The 18771-nt window shown below is 70.6% G+C and carries 16 protein-coding genes; 7 read left to right on the top strand and 9 right to left on the bottom strand.

The window, feature by feature from the left end; all coding sequences use genetic code 11:
- Positions 1–47: 47 nt before the first annotated feature.
- Positions 48–1661, top strand: a complete 1614-nt coding sequence (gene metG, locus OG520_RS20880) for a methionine--tRNA ligase (RefSeq protein ID WP_406014154.1) — start codon at positions 48–50, stop codon at positions 1659–1661.
- Positions 1662–1667: 6 nt separating this feature from the next.
- Here metG and OG520_RS20875 read toward each other — a convergent pair whose 3' ends face one another.
- From OG520_RS20875 to OG520_RS20855, 5 genes are all read right to left on the bottom strand, one after another.
- Positions 1668–1946: a hypothetical protein gene (locus OG520_RS20875; RefSeq protein WP_406014153.1), complete on the bottom strand. Its 279-nt coding sequence runs from the start codon at positions 1944–1946 to the stop codon at positions 1668–1670.
- A gap of 73 nt (positions 1947–2019) precedes the next feature.
- Positions 2020–2847 carry a L,D-transpeptidase family protein gene (locus OG520_RS20870; RefSeq protein WP_406014152.1) on the bottom strand — a complete coding sequence of 276 codons (828 nt, stop codon included), beginning with the start codon at positions 2845–2847 and terminating at the stop codon, positions 2020–2022.
- Positions 2848–3176: 329 nt separating this feature from the next.
- On the bottom strand, positions 3177–3671 hold the full coding sequence (locus OG520_RS20865) for a hypothetical protein (RefSeq protein WP_406014151.1): 495 nt from the start codon (positions 3669–3671) through the stop codon (positions 3177–3179).
- The gene (locus OG520_RS20860) at positions 3668–5206 is read right to left on the bottom strand and encodes an ATP-binding protein (protein ID WP_406014150.1); all 1539 of its coding nucleotides are present in this window, start codon (positions 5204–5206) and stop codon (positions 3668–3670) included. Before OG520_RS20860 ends, OG520_RS20865 begins: the two co-directional genes overlap by 4 nt.
- A 17-nt stretch (positions 5207–5223) precedes the next feature.
- Positions 5224–5919: a response regulator gene (locus OG520_RS20855; RefSeq protein ID WP_406014149.1), complete on the bottom strand. Its 696-nt coding sequence runs from the start codon at positions 5917–5919 to the stop codon at positions 5224–5226.
- 134 nt (positions 5920–6053) lie between these two features.
- Here OG520_RS20855 and OG520_RS20850 point away from each other — a divergent pair, with 134 nt between their 5' ends.
- The 4 genes from OG520_RS20850 to OG520_RS20835 are packed head-to-tail and all read left to right on the top strand — an operon-like array spanning position 6054 to position 9806.
- Entirely contained in the window at positions 6054–6743 is a 690-nt protein-coding gene (locus OG520_RS20850; protein ID WP_406014148.1) for a hypothetical protein, read from the top strand.
- On the top strand, positions 6740–7816 hold the full coding sequence (locus OG520_RS20845) for a peptidoglycan-binding protein (RefSeq protein ID WP_406014147.1): 1077 nt from the start codon (positions 6740–6742) through the stop codon (positions 7814–7816). The genes OG520_RS20850 and OG520_RS20845 overlap by 4 nt, the downstream gene beginning before the upstream one ends.
- A complete protein-coding gene (locus OG520_RS20840) occupies positions 7813–8616 on the top strand; it encodes an ATP-binding cassette domain-containing protein (protein ID WP_406014146.1) in 804 nt (267 codons plus the stop codon). The genes OG520_RS20845 and OG520_RS20840 overlap by 4 nt, the downstream gene beginning before the upstream one ends.
- Positions 8613–9806 carry an ABC transporter permease gene (locus OG520_RS20835; protein ID WP_399328611.1) on the top strand — a complete coding sequence of 398 codons (1194 nt, stop codon included), beginning with the start codon at positions 8613–8615 and terminating at the stop codon, positions 9804–9806. Before OG520_RS20840 ends, OG520_RS20835 begins: the two co-directional genes overlap by 4 nt.
- Positions 9807–9917: 111 nt before the next feature.
- Here the strand turns inward: OG520_RS20835 and aspS are convergent, their stop codons facing one another.
- A complete protein-coding gene (gene aspS, locus OG520_RS20830) occupies positions 9918–11735 on the bottom strand; it encodes an aspartate--tRNA ligase (RefSeq protein ID WP_399328612.1) in 1818 nt (605 codons plus the stop codon).
- A gap of 162 nt (positions 11736–11897) precedes the next feature.
- On the opposite strand from aspS, the gene OG520_RS20825 reads away from it, so the two are divergent.
- Complete coding sequence (locus tag OG520_RS20825; protein WP_406014145.1) at positions 11898–14000, top strand: SpoIIE family protein phosphatase; 2103 nt, start codon at positions 11898–11900, stop codon at positions 13998–14000.
- Positions 14001–14008: 8 nt separating this feature from the next.
- Here the strand turns inward: OG520_RS20825 and OG520_RS20820 are convergent, their stop codons facing one another.
- The 3 genes from OG520_RS20820 to OG520_RS20810 all read right to left on the bottom strand — a co-directional run bounded on the left by OG520_RS20820 (position 14009) and on the right by OG520_RS20810 (position 16717).
- Entirely contained in the window at positions 14009–15094 is a 1086-nt protein-coding gene (locus OG520_RS20820) for an AI-2E family transporter (protein ID WP_406014144.1), read from the bottom strand.
- An 84-nt stretch (positions 15095–15178) separates the two neighbouring features.
- A complete protein-coding gene (locus tag OG520_RS20815) occupies positions 15179–16135 on the bottom strand; it encodes a pirin family protein (protein ID WP_406014143.1) in 957 nt (318 codons plus the stop codon).
- A gap of 141 nt (positions 16136–16276) precedes the next feature.
- On the bottom strand, positions 16277–16717 hold the full coding sequence (locus OG520_RS20810) for an SseB family protein (RefSeq protein ID WP_148836880.1): 441 nt from the start codon (positions 16715–16717) through the stop codon (positions 16277–16279).
- A gap of 172 nt (positions 16718–16889) precedes the next feature.
- On the opposite strand from OG520_RS20810, the gene OG520_RS20805 reads away from it, so the two are divergent.
- The gene (locus tag OG520_RS20805; protein ID WP_406014142.1) at positions 16890–18716 is read left to right on the top strand and encodes an acyl-CoA dehydrogenase; all 1827 of its coding nucleotides are present in this window, start codon (positions 16890–16892) and stop codon (positions 18714–18716) included.
- The last annotated feature ends 55 nt before the right edge of the window (positions 18717–18771 follow it).

The raw sequence follows: 18771 nt of genomic DNA, 5'->3' as shown, positions 1-18771 counted from the left end.
GTTTAACGGTGTGAGTTGATCTCCCGCAGGCCGTTAGGATTTCGACCATGGCGGCCACTGGATCCGAGAAGCAAGGGGGCGACGGCGTGAAGAGTTTCTACGTATCGACCCCCATCTACTACGTCAACGACGCTCCTCATCTGGGCCACGCCTACACGACCGTCGCAGGCGACGTGCTCACGCGCTGGCACCGCCAGCGCGGCGAGAAGGTGTGGTACCTCACCGGCACGGACGAGCACGGTCAGAAGATCATGCGCACTGCCGAGGCGAACGGCGTCACGCCCCAGGAGTGGTGCGACAAGCTCGTCGAGGAGGCATGGAAGCCCCTCTGGGAGCACCTGAACATCGCGAACGACGACTTCATCCGTACGACGGAGAAGCGCCACACCGACCGGGTGCAGGAGTTCGTGCAGGACCTGTACGACAAGGGTGAGATCTACAAGGGCGGCTACGAGGGCCCCTACTGCGTGGGCTGCGAGGAGTACAAGCTCCCCGGCGACCTCGTCGAGGACGAGAACGGCGTCAAGCTGTGCCCGATCCACAAGACGCCGGTGGAGATCCTCAAGGAGGAGAACTACTTCTTCAAGCTGAGCGCCTACGGCCCGAAGCTGATGGAGTTCTACGCGAACAACCCGGGCTTCATCCAGCCCGAGTCCGCCCGCAACGAGGTCGTGAACTTCGTCAAGCAGGGCCTCCAGGACCTCTCCATCTCCCGCTCGACCTTCGACTGGGGCGTCCCGGTGCCGTGGGACGAGAAGCACGTCATCTACGTGTGGGTCGACGCCCTGCTGAACTACGCCACGGCGGTCGGCTACGGCGCCAACCAGGAGAAGTTCGACGACACCTTCCCCGCGAACGTGCACCTGGTGGGCAAGGACATCCTCCGCTTCCACGCGGTGATCTGGCCCGCGATGCTGATGGCGCAGGGTCTGCCGCTGCCGGGCCGGGTCGCGGCCAACGGCTGGCTGATGGTCGGCGGCGAGAAGATGTCGAAGTCGAACCTGACGGGCATCAAGCCGCAGGACCTGACCTCGCACTTCGGCGTGGACGCGTACCGCTGGTACTTCCTGCGCGCCATCGCGTTCGGCAGCGACGGCTCGTTCTCCTGGGAGGACTTCTCCGCCCGCTACACCTCCGAGCTCGCCAACGACTACGGCAACCTCGCCTCGCGCGTCGCGGCCATGGTCGGCAAGTACTTCGGCGGGGCGCTCCCGGCGGCCACCGCGTCGGGTGACGCCGAGACGGCGGTCCAGGAGGGTCTGGCGAAGGCCGTCGCCACGGCCGACGAGAAGATCGGCGAGAAGCTGGACTTCCAGGCCGGCATCCTGGCGATCTTCGACTTCGTGAAGCAGGTCAACGGCTACATCACGGAGCAGGAGCCCTGGAAGGTCGCCAAGGACACCTCCCCCGAGGGCCAGGCCCGCCTCGCGACGATCCTCTACACGGCCGCCGAGTCGCTGCGCGGTGTCGCGGTCCTGCTGAACGCCGTGATGCCGGAGACCTCGCAGAAGCTGTGGGAGTCGCTGGGCGCCGAGCAGTTCCTGGGCGCGCTGGCCGACCAGCGCGTGCAGGACGCGGGCACCTGGGGCCGGCTCCCGGCGGGCGCGACGGTGACGAAGGGCGCGGTGCTCTTCCCGCGCCTGGAGGAGAAGCCGGCGTAAGCGGGCTCACGTACATACGGCGAAGGGCGGGACCGCGCTGTCGGTCCCGCCCTTGCGATACGTCTCGATGTGCAGACCCTGCGTGGCGAACAGCCAATTGTCCTGCTCGGCCTGCACGCACAGATGCGTCAGCCACTCGATGATCCGCCCGCGGCTCCCGTACGGCCGGGTCTTGAACACCGGCTGTCCGTCCAAGAACTCCAGCCACGGTGCTTCCTCGACCCGCAGGGCATGTCGGGCGAGATCCTCGAAGGCCTCCTGGGTGAGCACACTCCGCTCGACCACCGTGCTATCACTGCCTCCTATGGAACCCGGCGGGCCTCCAGCGTACGGACCCGTCCTCCGGCCCGTATCCGGTTCACCGCTCCAGTGCCTCCGCGTCCCCCATCACGACGACCGGCTTCTTCGCCGGGTCGAGGGTGCTCAGGAGTTCCCGCATCCGGTCCGGGGGGAGCGAGATGCAGCCCTGGGTCGGGCCGCCGTGGTCGACGTGGATCCAGATGCCGCCGCCGCGCTCCTGGCCGAGCGGACGTTCCGGGTCCAGGGGGGTGACGCCGGGATTCCGGTTGTAGTCGACGGCGACGACGTAGTCGAAGGACCCTTCGAGCGGCTCCCCGTCGAAGCCCTCGCCGCTCACCGAGAACATCGGGTTCCGGTCGTAGGGGAACGCCGTTTCGGGAGGGTCGAACAGACCGCCCGCGTACGTCAGCCCGTAGACCCCGACCGGAGTGCGGAGGTCGCCCTCCCAGTGCTCGTCGGTCCAGCCGTTCAGCGCGTTGTGGGCCGGCCAGCGGGTCGTGACGGGCAGCCAGCCCAGGGCCGGGTTGTCGCGGGTGTAGAGGACCGCGGTGGACAGGCTGGAGTTGTAGGCGTCACCGGTGACGACGAAGACCTGTTTGGCGCCCGCCGGAATCGCGGCCCGGGTCTTCGGCCCCAGCGCGGGGATCTCGCGCGGCCGGACGACCGGTGCCTGCGGCGCCGGGGCGGCCCGTCTCCGTGCCCGCTCGGCCGGTGGGCCCGCGACACCGGAGGAGACCGTGGCGCTCGCCCGGACGGCCGGGGTCCGGGGAGCGGCGGCCCCGGGGGTGTCGCCGCAGGCGGTGAGCGCCAGCAGCGCGGCGGCACAGGCACCGACCTGGACGGCGTACGGGGGACGCCGGACGGCCGACGGGCGGGAAACGGACACGGGAACTCCTCAGCATCGGTGGGGTGACGGCAGCACGGGCGAGCTCCCCGTCACGCCTCTTGCCGCCGACCCCAGTTAACGCCGCGCCGCACGAGCGCGAATCCGCACGGGGGCCATACGGCTGTACCGTCCGCCGGACACGCGCCGAAGCGGCCCGGAACCGTTTCTTGCGTGTAGGTTCCGGGCCCTTCCCCTCCGTGAGGGAACGAAGGTCTGATCACCGGTCAGGGATCGGTGGCGGTGCCGGCCGCAGTCGCGTACCGCCCCTTGCGCGGCCGGATCTCACGGTTCGTCGCCTCCGTCGTCCCGTGCGGAACCGGTGGCCCGCCTCACCCGTCGAGGAACTCCGCGCACCGGTAGGGGCCCAGCGCGGCGCCCTCGGAGGGTCGCAGGGTGACCTCGACGTCGTCGGTCCTGACCTTCGGTTCGAGTACGGACTGGGCGCGCGCCAGCGTGCACACCAGCTGGCCCGTGGCCTGGTCGCGTCCCGACTCCCCGTAGAGGCCCTCCAGGCGCACCGTGACCCGGGTGCCCGAACCGGTCGCCGAGTAGCCGCCGAGGTGGACGAGGGAAGTGAGCCCGCCGCCCTGCTCGGCGGGCGGCAGCCTCGCGCCGAGCAGCTTCAGCACGCCGTTGAGGTCGTCGACCTTCTTGTCGATCAGGGGCACCGCGCGCAGCCCGTCGGCGGACGCGTAGTACAGCCGCATGCCGCGCGTCAGGCCGGACGCGGGTTCGCCCGCGCCTATCACCCCGGTCGGCTGGACGCCGCAGCCCATGAGGGCGGTCCCCAGCGCGGCGACCGCGATCCCCTGTCGGAACTTCACTCCGTGTCCTCTCCGGTACGTCGCAGGGGCAGCCGCAGTGTGAACACCGCGCCGCGCCGCGTCCCATCGGCGGCATCCGCCGCGTCCACCGCGTCGGCCACCTCGATCGTGCCGCCGTGCAGCCGGGCGTTCTCCAGTGCGATCGCCGTGCCGAGGCCGCTGCCCTGTCCGCTGTCGTCGGCCGCGCGGCGCGTGCGGGCCGTGTCCGCCTTGTAGAACCGGTCGAAGACCCGCTCGCCCGCCTCCGGCGGCAGCCCCGGGCCGTGGTCGGCGACGGACAGGACCACCCACTCGCCGTCCGCCGCGAGGGCCGTCGTGAGGGTCACGGTGACCGGCGGGGCGCCGTGCCGCAGCGCGTTGCCCACCAGATTCGCGACGATCACGTCGATCCGGCGCCGGTCGACCACCGCCCGTACGTCCTCGTCGAGGTCCGTCCGTACCCGGTCCGTCCAGCCGCGCAGCGCCAGCGACGCCCGTACGGTGTCGGCGAGGTCGGTCTCGGCCGCGTTCAGCCGTACCGCCTTGGCGTCGAAGCGGGAGATCTCCATCAGGTCCTCGACCAGCCGGGACAGCCGTGCCGTCTCCGCGCCGACGGTGCGGGCCGCCCGTGCCGCGTCCGGCGGCAGCTGGTCGGCGTCCTCCTCCAGGACCGTCGCCACCATCGTCATCGCCGCGAGGGGCGTGCGCAGTTCGTGCGACACGTCCGCCACGAAGCGGCGCGCCTTCGCCTCCTGCTCGCGCAGATCCGTGTCGGAGGCCTGGAGCGCGTCGGCGGTCTCGTTGAACGTCCGCGCCAGGTCGGCGAGTTCGTCGTGCCCGGTGACGGCGACCCGGGTGCCGAGGTCTCCGGCCGCCAGCTCGCGGGTGGCCCGGCCCAGCTTCCGTACCGGACGCAGGACCGTCCCCGCGGCCAGCAGGGCCAGGACGGCGGCCAGCAGCACCACCGGCACGATGCCCGACCGCACGGAGTCCAGCAGGGCGGCCGTGTCGTCGCGCTCGGCCCGCAGATCGGTGATCGCGTAGACCTCGAGACCGGAGGTGCTGCGGTCCCCGTCGGCGTACGTCACGGGCATGCCGACGACCAGATAGGGCTCGCCCCGCCACCGCACCCGCTGGAACTTGGCGTCGTCGCCGGTCATCACGGCGGTGCGCAGCTCGACGGTGATCCGGGACGTGGTGTCGGCGAGCGAGTCGGAGACGGCCGACAGGTCCTGGTAGCGGGCGACCACGATCTTCCCGCCGATGCCGTCCGACACCTTCGCCGCGAACCGGGACAGCGACCGCTGGTCGGGCGGTACGTCGAAGTCGGCGGCCACCGCGCCGACCCGCTCCCGGAAGTCGTTCACGGCCGCGTTCTGGGTGCGCTGGAGGACGGCGGTGCGGGCGTCCCGGTAGGCGAGGGCGGTCGCGGTCACCGCGCTGATGAGGGCGACGACGACGAAGGTGACGACGAGCCGGGTGCGCAGCCCGCCGACGAGGCGCCACGAGCGCCTCCGCGGGGCGGCGGCGCGCCGGTCCTTGTCCGCACGGTTCACAGCGGCGTCCGTACGGTTCACAGCGGCCCGAAGCGGTAGCCGAAGCCCCGCACCGTCTGGACGTAGCGGGGCTTGGCCGGTATGTCCTCCAGCTTGGCCCGCAGCCGGCCGACCGCGGCGTCCACCAGCCGGGAGTCGCCCAGGAAGGTGTGGTCCCAGACGGATTCGAGGAGCTGCTCGCGGCTGAAGACCCGGCAGGGGGAGGCCGACAGCTCCAGCAGCAGCCGCAGCTCGGTGGGCGGCAGCGGGACCGGGACGCCGTGCTTGGTGACGGTCAGTCCGGCGCGGTCGATCACCAGCCCGGCGAGGTCGGCGTCGGCCCCCTGCGCCTGCCCGGACGGTTCCGCCCGCCGCAGCGCGGCCCGGATCCGGGCCTCCAGGACGGGGGCGGTGACGGGCTTGACGACGTAGTCGTCGGCGCCCGCCTCCAGACCGGTCACGATGTCCTGGTCGTCGCCGCGCGCGGTCAGCATGATGACCGGCAGGGTCGCCGAGCGGGCGCGGATGCGGCGGCACACCTCGAAGCCGTCCATGCCGGGCAGCATCAGGTCCAGCACGGCCAGTTCGATCCGGGCGCCCCGCTCCCCGGCCAGCAGGGCGAGGGCCTGCTCGCCGGTGGCGGCGGTGTCCACGCCGTACCCGTGCCGGCGCAGCACGAGCTCCATCCCGTCCCGTACGGACGCGTCGTCCTCGATGAGCAATACATGCGGCATGGGGCCGATTATGGGCACGTCCGGACCGTTCCCGTCGGCTGTGCACGGGGGCGGATGCGCAGGCGGGGGCATTGTTACGTTCCCATCATGTGGCCATGGACGGGCCATCATCTGCGGCGGCGAACGTGCGGCGCATGACCTTCCTCAGGACGAACCCGCGCACGAATCCCCGCACGAATCCCCGCACGAACCCCCGCGCCACCGCCCGGCTGCGCATGGCCGCCCTCGTGGCCCTGCCCGTGCTCGCCCTCTCCGTCGCCTGCGGCGGCGCTGACGACGGCGCGGGCGCGGCGAAGAAGGACGACGCCATCGCCGACGTGCCGCGGACGCCGACGGCCGGCGCCACGAAGGACGCGAGCGAGCCGAGCGCCCCGCCCGCGGCCAAGAGCGCCTTCTACGACGCCCAGGTGAAGTACGTCCAGTGCATGCGCGTCAAGGGCGGCTACAAGGACTTCCCCGACCCCACGCTCAGCGGCTACCTCGACTGGGACAAGGTCAATGAGATCGGCTCCCAGCCGGGCCGCAACGAGGGCATCAAGGGCGGCAGGAACGGTGTCTGCGTGGCCGAGCTGCAGGCCGCCATGGCGGCCGAGCCCGAGCGCGACGAGCAGAAGGCCTACGAGTCGATGCTCGCGCACGCCAAGTGCATGCGGGACAACGGCGTCTCCCGGTTCACCAACCCGACCATGAGCGGCGGCAACGCCCAGCCGGGCGGCGACCCGAACCCGGCGTCCTCGGTCATCGACACAGCCTCGCCGACGTACAAGAAGGCCCGCGAGGCGTGCAGGTCGAAGCTGCTCGACGGTCTGGACGGCATGCAGTGAAGCACCGCACCGCACTCCTCGCGCTCGGCGCGGTGACCGTCGCCGCCGTCGCCGGGGGCGCCCTGTTCCTCGGCGGCGACGGCGACGCGGGCGCCTCCGGGAAGGGCGGCGACCTGCCGCCCGCCACCGCGGCCGTCGTACGCACCGACCTCGTGCAGTCCAAGACGGTCGACGGCAGGCTCGACTTCGCGCAGCGCCGAGCCGTCAAGTCCGCCGTCGAGGGCACCGTCACGGTGGCCGCCTCCGAGGGGCGGACGCTGACCATGGGGCAGGCGCTGTACGAGCTGAACGACAAGCCCGTCACCCTCCTCTACGGGCCGGTCCCGATGTTCCGCGAGATGAAGGCCGGCGACCGGGGCAGCGACGTGCTCCAGCTGGAGCGCAATCTGCGTGACCTGGGGTACGGGTCGCGGCTGTACGTCGACGTCCGGTACGACAAGGACACCGAGGCCGCCGTCGAGCAGTGGCAGAAGTCCCTGAACCGCGAAGCCACCGGCAGGGTCGGCAGGGGCGACGTCGTCTTCCAGCCCGGCCCGGTCAAGGTGGTCTCCGCCGACGCGGCGCTCGCCGACCAGGTCGGCCCGGACGGGCCGGTCCTGACGGTCGCCTCCACCAAGCCCGTCGTACGGGCGCAGCTCGACCAGACCGACGGCGCCCTCACCTCGCGTGGCACCAAGGTCGAGGTCACCCTGCCGAGCGGGAAGACCGTGGCCGGCAAGGTCACCGGGACGGTGCGCCCCGAGACGTCCGCGTCCGGGGGCGACGCGGTCGCCGAGGACGGCATCACCGTCGAGGTCGTCCTGGACGGCGGGGCGGGCGCCGCGTCCGGCGAGGACACCAGGGCGTCGGCCAGCGTGAAGTTCGTCAGCGAGGCGCACAAGGGGGTCCTCGCGGTCCCCGTCGAGGCGGTCGTCGCCCTGCGCGGCGAGAACGGCGGCTACGGCCTCCAGGTCGTCGAGGGCACCACGTCGCGAATGGTGCGGGTGGAGACGGGCATGACCGCCGACGGGCAGATCGAGGTCAGCGGCCCGGACGTGCGCGAGGGCCTGAAGGTCGGAGTGGCGAAGTCATGACGCCTCCCCCGGTGATCGAACTGCGGGACGCCACCAAGTCGTACCCCGGCGGCGTCCATGCCCTGCGCGGAGTGGATCTCACCGTCGAGGAGGGCGAACTGATCGCCGTCGTCGGCCCGTCCGGCTCCGGCAAGTCCACGATGCTCAACATCATGGGCACCCTCGACAAGCCCACCACGGGCACCGTCCGGATCGCCGGATACGACGTGTCCGAGCTCTCCGACTCCCGGCTCTCCGCACTGCGCGCCCGCCACATCGGCTTCGTGTTCCAGCACTTCCACCTGGCGGCGGGCCGCGACGCGGTGGACAACGTCGCCGACGGGCTGCTGTACGCGGGCGTCCCGCTGAAGGAACGGCGTACGCGTGCGCGCGAAGCGCTCGCCAAGGTGCGGCTGGACCACCGCGGCTCGCACACGCCGAACGAGCTGTCCGGCGGCGAGAAGCAGCGCGTGGCCGTCGCCCGCGCCCTGGTGGGAGACCCCCGGCTGCTGCTGGCCGACGAACCGACCGGGGCGCTGGACACCGCGTCCGGCGAGCTCGTCATGGAGCTGCTGCACGAGCTGAACGCGTCCGGCACCACCATCTGCGTGATCACCCACGACAACGAGATCGCGGACTCGCTGCCGCGCCGGGTCCGCTTCAGGGACGGCGAGATCGTCTCGGACATGCGGTCCGGCACGCACATCGACCCGCGGTCGGGCATGCAGTCCGGCAGTCACGTCGACGCGCGGTCCGGCACGCACGTCGACTCGCGGTCCGGCACGCACTTCGACTCGCGTACGGAAGAGGCCGGTCCATGAAGAACGACCTCAGGCCCGCCCGCCTCTCCCCCCGCGACGTCCTGCGCGTCGGTGCGGTCGGCCTTCGCGCGCGGCGAGCGCGTGTGGTGCTCTCGGCGCTCGGCATCGCCATCGGTATCGCGACCATGGTCGCGGTCGTCGGGCTGTCCGAGTCGAGCCGCGCTGACCTGATGGCCCGGCTCGACCGCCTCGGCACCAACCTCCTCACCGCCGAGGCGGGCAAGGACGCCATGGGGCAGGAGATCAAGCTCCCCAAGAACGCGGTCGCGATGGTCGAGCGCGTCGGCCCGGTCCAGCACGCCACGGCCACCGCGGACATCGACGCCCGCATCCGCCGCAGCGACGTGGTCCCCGAGGAGCGCACCGCGGGCGTCACCGCCCAGGCGGTCCGCACCGACCTGCTGTCCGCGCTCGGCGGTGAGGTCGACAAGGGCGCCTGGCTGAACCCGGCCGGCGAACGCCTCCCGACGACGGTCCTCGGCGCGGTGGCCGCGGAACGTCTCGGCGTCACCCGTACCGGCGAGACGATCATGATGAACGACACCCGCGTGGCCGTCGTCGGCATCCTCGAACCGCTCGAACTGGTCCCCAACCTGGACCGGGTGGCCATGGTCGGATTCCCCGCCGCCGAGCGCTACTTCCACTTCGACGGTCACCCCACCACCATCTTCGAGCGCTCCACGGACGCCTCGGTGGCGGACGTACGGGCGATCCTGGCCCGCACCATCAGCCCCGGCGGGGAGGCGGGCATCAAGGTCTCCCGGCCCTCGGACGCGCTGGCCGCCAAGGCCGCCACCGACGAGGGCCTGACGACCCTGATGCTCGGCCTGGGCGCGGTGGCCCTCCTGGTCGGCGGGGTGGGCGTCGCCAACACCATGGTCATCTCCGTGCTGGAACGCCGTCAGGAGATCGGCCTGCGCCGCTCGCTGGGCGCGACCCGGGGCGCGATCCGGCTCCAGTTCCTGACCGAGTCGCTGCTGCTGTCGGCGCTGGGCGGGGCGACCGGCGCGCTGCTGGGCGCGGCGACGACGTACGGCTTCGCGCGGGTTCAGGGGTGGACGGCGGTGGTCCCGCCCTGGTCCCTGGCGGGCGGCCTGGCAGCCACGCTCCTGATCGGCGTGGTCGCGGGCCTCTACCCGGCGATCCGCGCCTCCCGTCTGCACCCGACGGTGGCTCTGAACGCGACATGAGGCGGCCCCGGACGTGAAACATCCCCCGGCCTGGGGCGGCCGGGGGATGTTTCACGTGGAACCGAAGCGGAACCGGTGACGCTTGGACCGACCGGCAATTGCCGGTCGGTCTTACTTCGCGCCGGTGTCCCTCGCCACGGAATCCTTGGCGTCCGCCTTTTCCTTCACCGACGCGGCCGGCTTGCGGAGCTGGATGTTCAGCTCGCGCAGGCGGGTCTCGTCCAGCTCCGACGGAGCGCCCATCATCAGGTCCTGGGCGTTGCCGTTGAGCGGGAAGGCGATCGTCTCGCGGATGTTGGGCTCGTCGGCCAGCAGCATCACGATGCGGTCGACGCCCGGGGCGATGCCACCGTGCGGCGGGGCGCCGAGGCGGAACGCGCGCAGCATGCCCGCGAATTCCCTCTCGACGGTCTCCGCCTCGTAACCGGCGATCGCGAAGGCCTTCAGCATGACCTCGGGCTCGTGGTTACGGATGGCGCCGGAGGACAGCTCGATGCCGTTGCAGACGATGTCGTACTGCCACGCCAGGATGTCGAGGGGGTCCTTCTCCTCCAGGTCCTTCATGCCGCCCTGGGGCATGGAGAACGGGTTGTGCGAGAAGTCGATCTTGCCGGTGTCCTCGTCCTTCTCATACATCGGGAAGTCGACGACCCAGCAGAACCGGAAGACGCCCTCCTCGAAGTGGCCGGCGCGCTTGGCGGCCTCGACGCGGACGACGGACATGATCTTGGAGACCTCGTCGAACTCGCCCGCGCCGAAGAAGACCGCGTGGCCGGGGACGAGGGAGAGACGCTCGGTGAGGGTCTTGATGTCCGTCTCGGTGAGGAACTTGGCGATCGGTCCCGCCAGCGTGCCGTCCTCGCCGACGCGGACCCAGGCCAGGCCCTTGGCGCCGTGCTGGACGGCGTAGTCGCCGAGGCCGTCGAAGAACTTCCGGGACTGGCCCGCGGTGTCCGGCACCGGAAGGGCGCGGACGTGCTTGCCGGCGAAGGCCTTGAACTCCGAGTCCGCGAAGATGTCGGAGATGTCGACCAGTTCCAGCTGGGCACGCAGGTCCGGCTTGTCGTTGCCGTACTTCAGCATCGACTCGCGGAACGGAATGCGCGGGAACGGCGAGGTCACGTGGCGGCCGTTGCCGAACTCCTCGAAGAGCTCGGTCATGAGCTTCTCGATCGGCTGGAAGACATCCTCCTGCTCGACGAAGGACATCTCGACGTCGAGCTGGTAGAACTCGCCGGGCGAGCGGTCGGCACGGGCGTCCTCGTCGCGGAAGCACGGCGCGATCTGGAAGTAGCGGTCGAAGCCGGAGATCATCAGCAGCTGCTTGAACTGCTGCGGCGCCTGCGGAAGGGCGTAGAACTTGCCGGGGTTCAGGCGGGACGGGACCACGAAGTCACGGGCGCCCTCGGGGGACGTCGCGGCGAGGATCGGGGTCGCCATCTCGTTGAAGCCGAGGGCCACCATCTTGGCGCGGATGGCGGCGATGACGGACGAGCGCAGCATGATGTTGCGGTGCATGCGCTCGCGGCGCAGGTCGAGGAAGCGGTACTCCAGGCGCCGCTCCTCGTTGACCCCGTCCTCGGCGTTGATCGTGAAGGGCAGCGGGGCGGCCTCGCCCAGCACCTCGACCTCGGTGACCTCGATCTCGATCTCGCCGGTCGGGAGCTCCGGGTTCACGTTGTCGGCGCCGCGCGCGGAGACCTTGCCGTCGATCCGTACGACGGTCTCCTTGGTGAGCTTCGCCAGCGCCTCGTTGCCGGGGGTGCCGGGGCGGGCGACGAGCTGCACCAGACCGTAGTGGTCGCGCAGATCGATGAAGAGGATGCCACCCAGGTCTCGGCGATTGTGCAGCCAGCCGCTCAGTCGGACGTCGGTGCCGACGTCAGAGGCGCGGAGCTCGCCGCAGGTGTGGGACCTGTACCGATGCATCGTCGTTCATCCAGTCTTCGCGGTTCGGGGTGGATTCAGCCACCCCAGGCTACCGCCCGCACCCGCGCCGAATCATTGACATTGACATTTCAAGATCATCCGGGGGCCGAAGAGGCCACCCCTCAGTGGCGTTCGCGGAGCAGATCTTCTTAAAGTGGGGCAATGCGCACCGAGGACGTCCTGGCCGCGACCGCGACCGGTCTGTGGCGCTGGGACAACGCAGCCGGGACCGTCACGCTCGATGCGGAGGCGGCCCGGCTGCTGGAGCTGCCCACCGCGGCCGGCGTCTTCCGCGAGTCCGCGGTGCGTTCCCGTTTCCACCCCGTCGACTGGAACGAGATCTACGGGGTGGTGAATCTCGCCCTCGCCGAGGGCACCCTCGCCGAGGCCCGGCTGCGGATCGTCGACAGGAGCGGCCGGGTGCTGCGCACGGTGCGCAGCCGCTCCAAGCCGCTCCCGGTCGAGGTGGCGAGCGGCGCGGACTACATGCTGGTCGGCACCCTTCAGGAAGTCGCCGAACCGCAGCCCGGCACCACCGGGGCGCACACCCCCATCACCGGCGACTGGCGCCGCTCCCGCGAGGCCTTCCTGCTGGACGCGGGCCGGGCGCTGGCCGAGGCCAGGTCGACCGCGGAGGTACTGCGGGTCGCCGCCTCGCTCTCCATGCCGGGTTTCTCGCCGGACGGCCTGGCGGTCTTCGGCATCGCGGGCGAGCGGCTGACGATCATCGGGCACCACGGACACAGCGTCGGCGACGAGGACCCGTTCACCGACATGCCGCTGGAGACCGACTACCCGGCCGCCGAGGTCGTACGGACGGGGCGGGCGATCTATCTCCCGTCGCCCGAGGACTACGGCCGCCGCTACCCGGTCACCTGGCCGCTCGCCAGCCGTTTCGGGCGCCAGTCCTGGGCCTTCCTGCCGCTGATCGTCGCGGGGCACACCATGGGCGCGTGGATGGCGGGGTTCAAGCACCCGGTGTCGTTCTCGCCGGACGAGCGGTCCGTACTGACGACCGTGGCCCGGATGCTCGCGCAGGCACTGACCCGGGCCGGGGTCGCCGAGACCGAGCGGGAGCTGTCGCTGGGGCTCCAGCGCTCGATGATGCCGACGCTCGGCCCCGACATCCCGGGGATGACCGTCGCCGCCCGCTACATCCCGACCGGCGGCGGGCTCCAGGTCGGCGGCGACTGGTACGACATGATCCCGCTCCCCAACGGCCGCATCGCCCTGGTCATCGGAGACGTCCAGGGCCACGACGTGCGGGCCGCCGGGCTGATGGGCCAGTTGCGGATCGCGCTGCGCGCGTACGCCTCCGAGGGGCACCGTCCGGACGCGGTGCTCTCGCGCGCCTCGCGCTTCCTCTCCGGGCTCACCGACGCGTACGAGAACGGGGCGACGACCGGGCCGCGCTTCGCCACCTGCCTGTACGCGGAGGTCGACCCGGAGTCCGGCACGCTCGACATCGCGCGGGCCGGCCATCCCGACCCCGTGGTCACCACCGCCGACGGGACCGCGATGATCCGCCAGACCGAGGGCGGACTGCCGCTCGGCATCGAGGAGGACGCCGACTATCCGACGAGCCGGCTCACCCTGGAGCCCGGAGAAACGATCATGCTCTGTACGGACGGGCTGATCGAGACCGGCGGCCACGACATGTTCTCCGGCTGGGACCGGCTGCGGCCGGTCCTGGAGCAGCACACGAACGACCTGGAGAAGCTCGCCGACGCCCTCGTGCAGGCGGTGCACGGGCCGACCTCGCACTACACGACGGGCCCGCTGGCGGACCGCCGGGAGGACGACATCGCGCTGCTCCTGCTCCGGTGCGACGGGGGTACCCGGAAACAGCCGGCGCCGCGGCGCACCGCCCTGACCATCGCGCAGGCCCAGCCGGAGCGGATCGCGGCGGCCCGGCAGCAGCTGCGGGACCTGCTGCACGACTGGGCGGATCCGGAGCAGGTCGACGCGGCGGTGCTGATGATCTCCGAGATGGCCACCAATGTCCTCGTCCACACGGACGGGGACGCGCTGATGCTCGCGCAGGCGACGGGGGAGCACGGCGAGCGGCGGCTGCGCGTGGAGGTGTCCGACGGCAGCGACGAACTGCCGCACAAACGGTGTCCCGGGGAGATGGCCTCCAGCGGCCGGGGGCTGGTGCTGATGGAGATGCTCGCCGACGCGTGGGGGGTGGATCCGCAGGGGGCCGGGAAATCGATCTGGTTCGAGCTGTACGAGTCGGGGCCGGAGGCCGGGGCGGGGAGCTGAGCCGGGCCTCAGGGCCCGGACGCGCCGCCCGCCGGCCCGCCCCCGGACGGCGGCCCCGGGCGATCTCCACGCAGTTCGCCGAGGATGCCGAAGGCCGCCGCGCAGACCGGGACCGCGAGCAGCATGCCCAGCAGACCGGCCACGCTGGCGCCCGCGGTGATCGCGATCATGATCATGGCCGGGTGCATCTGCACCGTACGGCTCTGGATCATCGGTTGCAGGACGTGGCCCTCCAGCACCTGCACGGCGAGCACGACCCCCAGCGCCCAGAGCGCGATCACGAACCCCCGGTCGGCGAGCGCGACCAGCACCGCGACGGCACCCGAGATGAAGGCCCCGAGGTAGGGGATGTAGGCACCGACGAAGACCAGCGCACCGAGCCCCACCGCGCCGGGAACGCGCAGGATCAGCAGGCCGACGGTGATGCAGACGGCGTCGATCAGCGCGATGAACGTGGTGCCCCGCATGAAGCCCTGGACGGCCTCGAAGGCCCGCCGCCCCATCGCCTCGACCAGCTCCCCGGTACCGCGCGGGGCGACCGAGTGGGCGAGCTGCGCGGCCCGGTCGGAATCGCGCAGGAAGAAGAAGGTGAGCAGGAGGGCGAGGACGCTGGTGGCGATGAGTGAGCCGATCAGGCTGAGCCCGGAGAGCAGCCCGCCCGCGGCGCTCGCGCCGAACTTCTCGACGAGCTTCTGGGCGTTGGACGCGAGGTCGTCCACACTGGTGGTCCTGCCGATCCCGAAGTGGTCGACGACCCACTGGGCGGTGTCCTTCAGCGACCGGACGATCTGGTCACCGGTGTCGACGAGCGCGGTGACGACGATGTACCCGGCGCCGCCGACCACCGCGACGAGCAGTACACAGGTGAGCGCCGCGGCGAGCGAGCGCTTCAGTCCGCGGGCGGTCAGCCAGCGGTGCACCGGACCGAGCAGCGCCGTACCGAGCAGCGCGAGCAGCACGGGAGTGATGGCGGTCTTGAAGATGACGCACAGCCAGATGGCGACTGCGGCGACCCCGGTGACGAGGAGGACCACGCCGCACCATGCGGCTGTGCGCCGCGCGGCATCGGGCAGGAGGGGATTTTGGTTCGGCACCCTCCCACCCAATCACGGCGCGGGTGTGATGTCCCGCTTGTGGGGCTCTATGAATGACGGACTGTCACACTCCGACTGCGGGTGTCACATTCCGTGAACCGCGGGCACGGTGCCGAGGCGGCCGGCCTGGAAGTCCTCGAAGGCCTGCTTCAGTTCGGCCTGGCTGTTCATCACGAACGGCCCGTAGTGCGCCATCGGCTCACGGATCGGACGGCCGCCGAGCAGCACGACCTCCAGGTCCGGGGCGTTGCCGTCCTGCTTCTCGTCCGCGCGGACGGTCAGCGCGGAACCGGCGCCGAAGACCGCGGTCTGCCCCATGTGGACGGGGCGGCGCTCCGCGCCGACGGTGCCGCGGCCGGCCAGCACGTACGCGAGTCCGTTGAAGTCCTCGCGCCACGGCAGGGTCACCTCGGCGCCGGGGCGCACGGTGGCGTGGATCATCGTGATCGGGGTGTGGGTGATGCCGGGGCCCTCGTGCCCGTCGAGCTCACCGGCGATGACGCGGAGCAGCGCGCCGCCGTCCGGGGAGGCGAGGAGCTGGACCTGGCCGCCGCGGATGTCCTGGTAGCGGGGGGCCATCATCTTGTCGGCCTTGGGCAGGTTGACCCAGAGCTGGAGGCCATGGAAGAGACCGCCCGACATCACGAGGGACTCAGGCGGGGCCTCGATGTGCAGAAGACCGGAACCGGCGGTCATCCACTGAGTGTCGCCGTTCCGGATGGTGCCGCCGCCGCCGTTGGAGTCCTGGTGGACGAAGCTTCCGTCGATCAGGTACGTGACGGTCTCGAAGCCGCGGTGCGGGTGCCAGGGGGTGCCCTTCGGCTCACCGGCCGCGTACTCCACCTCGCCCATCTGGTCCATCATGATGAACGGGTCGAGGTGCTTGTAGTTGATACCGGCGAACGCCCGGCGAACCGGGAAGCCCTCGCCCTCGAATCCGCTCGGCGCCGTGGTGACGGCGAGCACGGGACGGTCCGCTGCGTCGCCCGGGGCGGCGACCTTGGGCAGGGTCAGCGGATTTTCGACAGTCACTGCGGGCATGGGAGCCACCTCCGGGATCGTTCCGCCTTCAATTTAGTTGAATGGTGAACATCCCGCAAGGTGCCATTCATTCCCTCAACCGTCCGGAGCAACAGAAGGGGCCCGCACCGAGCGGTGCGGACCCCTGCGAAGGATCGGATCTCAGCCGTACATGCGGCGCATCGCGAAGTCGACCATCTGCTCCACGGCCTTCGCGTCGAAGACCATGCGGTGCTCGCCCTCCATGTCGAGGACGAAGCCGTAACCCGTCGGCAGCAGGTCGATCACCTCGGCCCCGGTGATCACGAAGTACTTGGACTCCTTGCCCGCGTACCGCCGCAGCTCCTTGAGCGTGGTGAACATCGGGATCACCGGCTGCTGGGTGTTGTGCAGCGCCAGGAACCCGGGGTTGTCACCGCGCGGGCAGTAGACCTTCGACGTCGCGAAGATCTGCTGGAAGTCCTCGGCGGACAGCGAGCCGGTGGTGAAGGCCCGTACCGCGTCGCCCAGGGACGGCGGCGAGGGTTCGGGATACAGCGGCTGCTCGCCGTAGCCGCCACCCATCTGCTGCTGTGCGCCCGGGTTCTGGTCGTAGCCGTACATAGCGCAAAGAGTAATCGGACACATCGGGGCCTTGAGGGGTTGCGTCTTATTACTGACGGGTAGCATCATCGGAGAGGTCAGCTGATATACGCACCGCCAGCTCGTCGCCCGCCCGGCCCACACCCCGTCCCGGGGCGCTGCGCGCCACTGCTATTGATTACGGAGCCTTCCCATGGGGCACTACAAGTCGAATCTCCGCGACATCGAGTTCAACCTCTTCGAGGTCCTCGGGCGCGACAAGACGTACGGCACCGGCCCGTTCGCCGAGATGGACGTCGAGACGGCGAAGAGCATCCTCGACGAGGTCAACCGCCTCGCGGAGAACGAGCTGGCCGTCTCCTTCGCCGACGCCGACCGCAACCCGCCGGTCTTCGACCCGGAGACCAACACCGCGCCGGTCCCGGCGACCTTCAAGAAGTCGTACCAGGCGTTCATGGACTCCGAGTACTGGCGCCTCGGCCTGCCCGAGGAGATCGGCGGCACCACCTCGCCGCGCTCCCTGATCTGGGGCTACGCAGAGCTGCTGCTCGGCTCGAACCCGGCCGTGTGGATGTACTCCTCCGGCCCGGCGTTCGCCGGCATCCTCTTCGAGGAGGGCAACGAGGCGCAGAAGAAGATCGCCGGGATCGCCGTCGAGAAGCAGTGGGGCTCGACGATGGTGCTGACCGAGCCGGACGCCGGTTCCGACGTCGGCGCGGGCCGCACGAAGGCCGTCGAGCAGGAGGACGGCTCCTGGCACATCGAGGGTGTGAAGCGCTTCATCACCTCGGGCGAGCACGACATGTCCGAGAACATCATCCATTACGTGCTGGCCCGCCCCGAGGGCGCCGGCCCCGGCACAAAGGGCCTCTCGCTCTTCATGGTCCCGAAGTTCCACTTCGACTGGACCACCGGCGAGCTGGGCGAGCGCAACGGCGTGTACGCGACGAACGTCGAACACAAGATGGGCCTCAAGGCCTCCAACACCTGCGAGATGACCTTCGGCGACCAGCACCCCGCCAAGGGCTGGCTGATCGGCGACAAGCACGACGGCATCCGCCAGATGTTCCGCATCATCGAGTTCGCCCGCATGATGGTCGGCACGAAGGCCATCGCGACCCTGTCGACCGGCTACCTGAACGCGCTGGGGTACGCCAAGGAGCGCGTCCAGGGCACCGACCTGTCGCAGTTCATGGACAAGACCGCCCCCAAGGTCACCATCACGCACCACCCCGACGTGCGCCGCTCCCTCATGACGCAGAAGGCGTACGCGGAGGGCATGCGCTCCCTGGTGCTGTACACCGCCACCGTCCAGGACGCGATCCAGGAGAAGGAGGCCGCGGGCGAGGACGCGAAGGCGCTGCACGGCCTCAACGACCTGCTGCTCCCGATCGTGAAGGGCTACGGCTCCGAGAAGTCCTACGAGCAGCTGGCGCAGTCGCTCCAGACCTTCGGCGGCTCCGGGTACCTCCAGGAGTACCCGATCGAGCAGTACATCCGTGACGCCAAGATCGACACGCTGTACGAGGGCACGACGGCGATCCAGGGCCAGGACTTCTTCTTCCGGAAGATCGTCCGTGACCAGGGCGCCTCGCTGAACGCCCTCTCCGAGGAGATCAAGAAGTTCCTCGCCGGCGCCCAGGGCAACGAGGAGCTGGCCGGCGCGCTGGACTCGCTCGCCAAGGCGGCCGTGGACCTGGAGGCGATCGTCGGCACGATGATCACCGACCTGACCGCGACCGGCGAGGACGTCAAGAACATCTACAAGGTGGGCCTCAACACCACCCGCCTGCTGATGGCCTCCGGCGATGTCGTCGTCGGCTACCTGCTCCTCAAGGGCGCGGCCGTCGCGGCCGAGAAGCTGCCGACCGCCTCCGCGAAGGACGTCGCCTTCTACCAGGGCAAGATCGCCGCCGCGAAGTTCTTCGCCGCGAACGTCCTGCCGGGCGTCTCGGCCGAGCGCGCGCTCGCCGAGTCCGTCGACAACTCGCTGATGGAGCTGGACGAGGCCGCGTTCTAGCCCCTCCGAGATCGCCGACAGCACCGTCACCCGGACACGCTTTCGGGTGGCGGTG

This window comes from Streptomyces sp. NBC_00984 (assembly GCF_045162475.1).
Lineage (GTDB): Bacteria > Actinomycetota > Actinomycetes > Streptomycetales > Streptomycetaceae > Streptomyces.
Note: the sequence above shows the minus strand (reverse complement) of the source record. Positions and strands in the feature narration are given on the sequence as shown.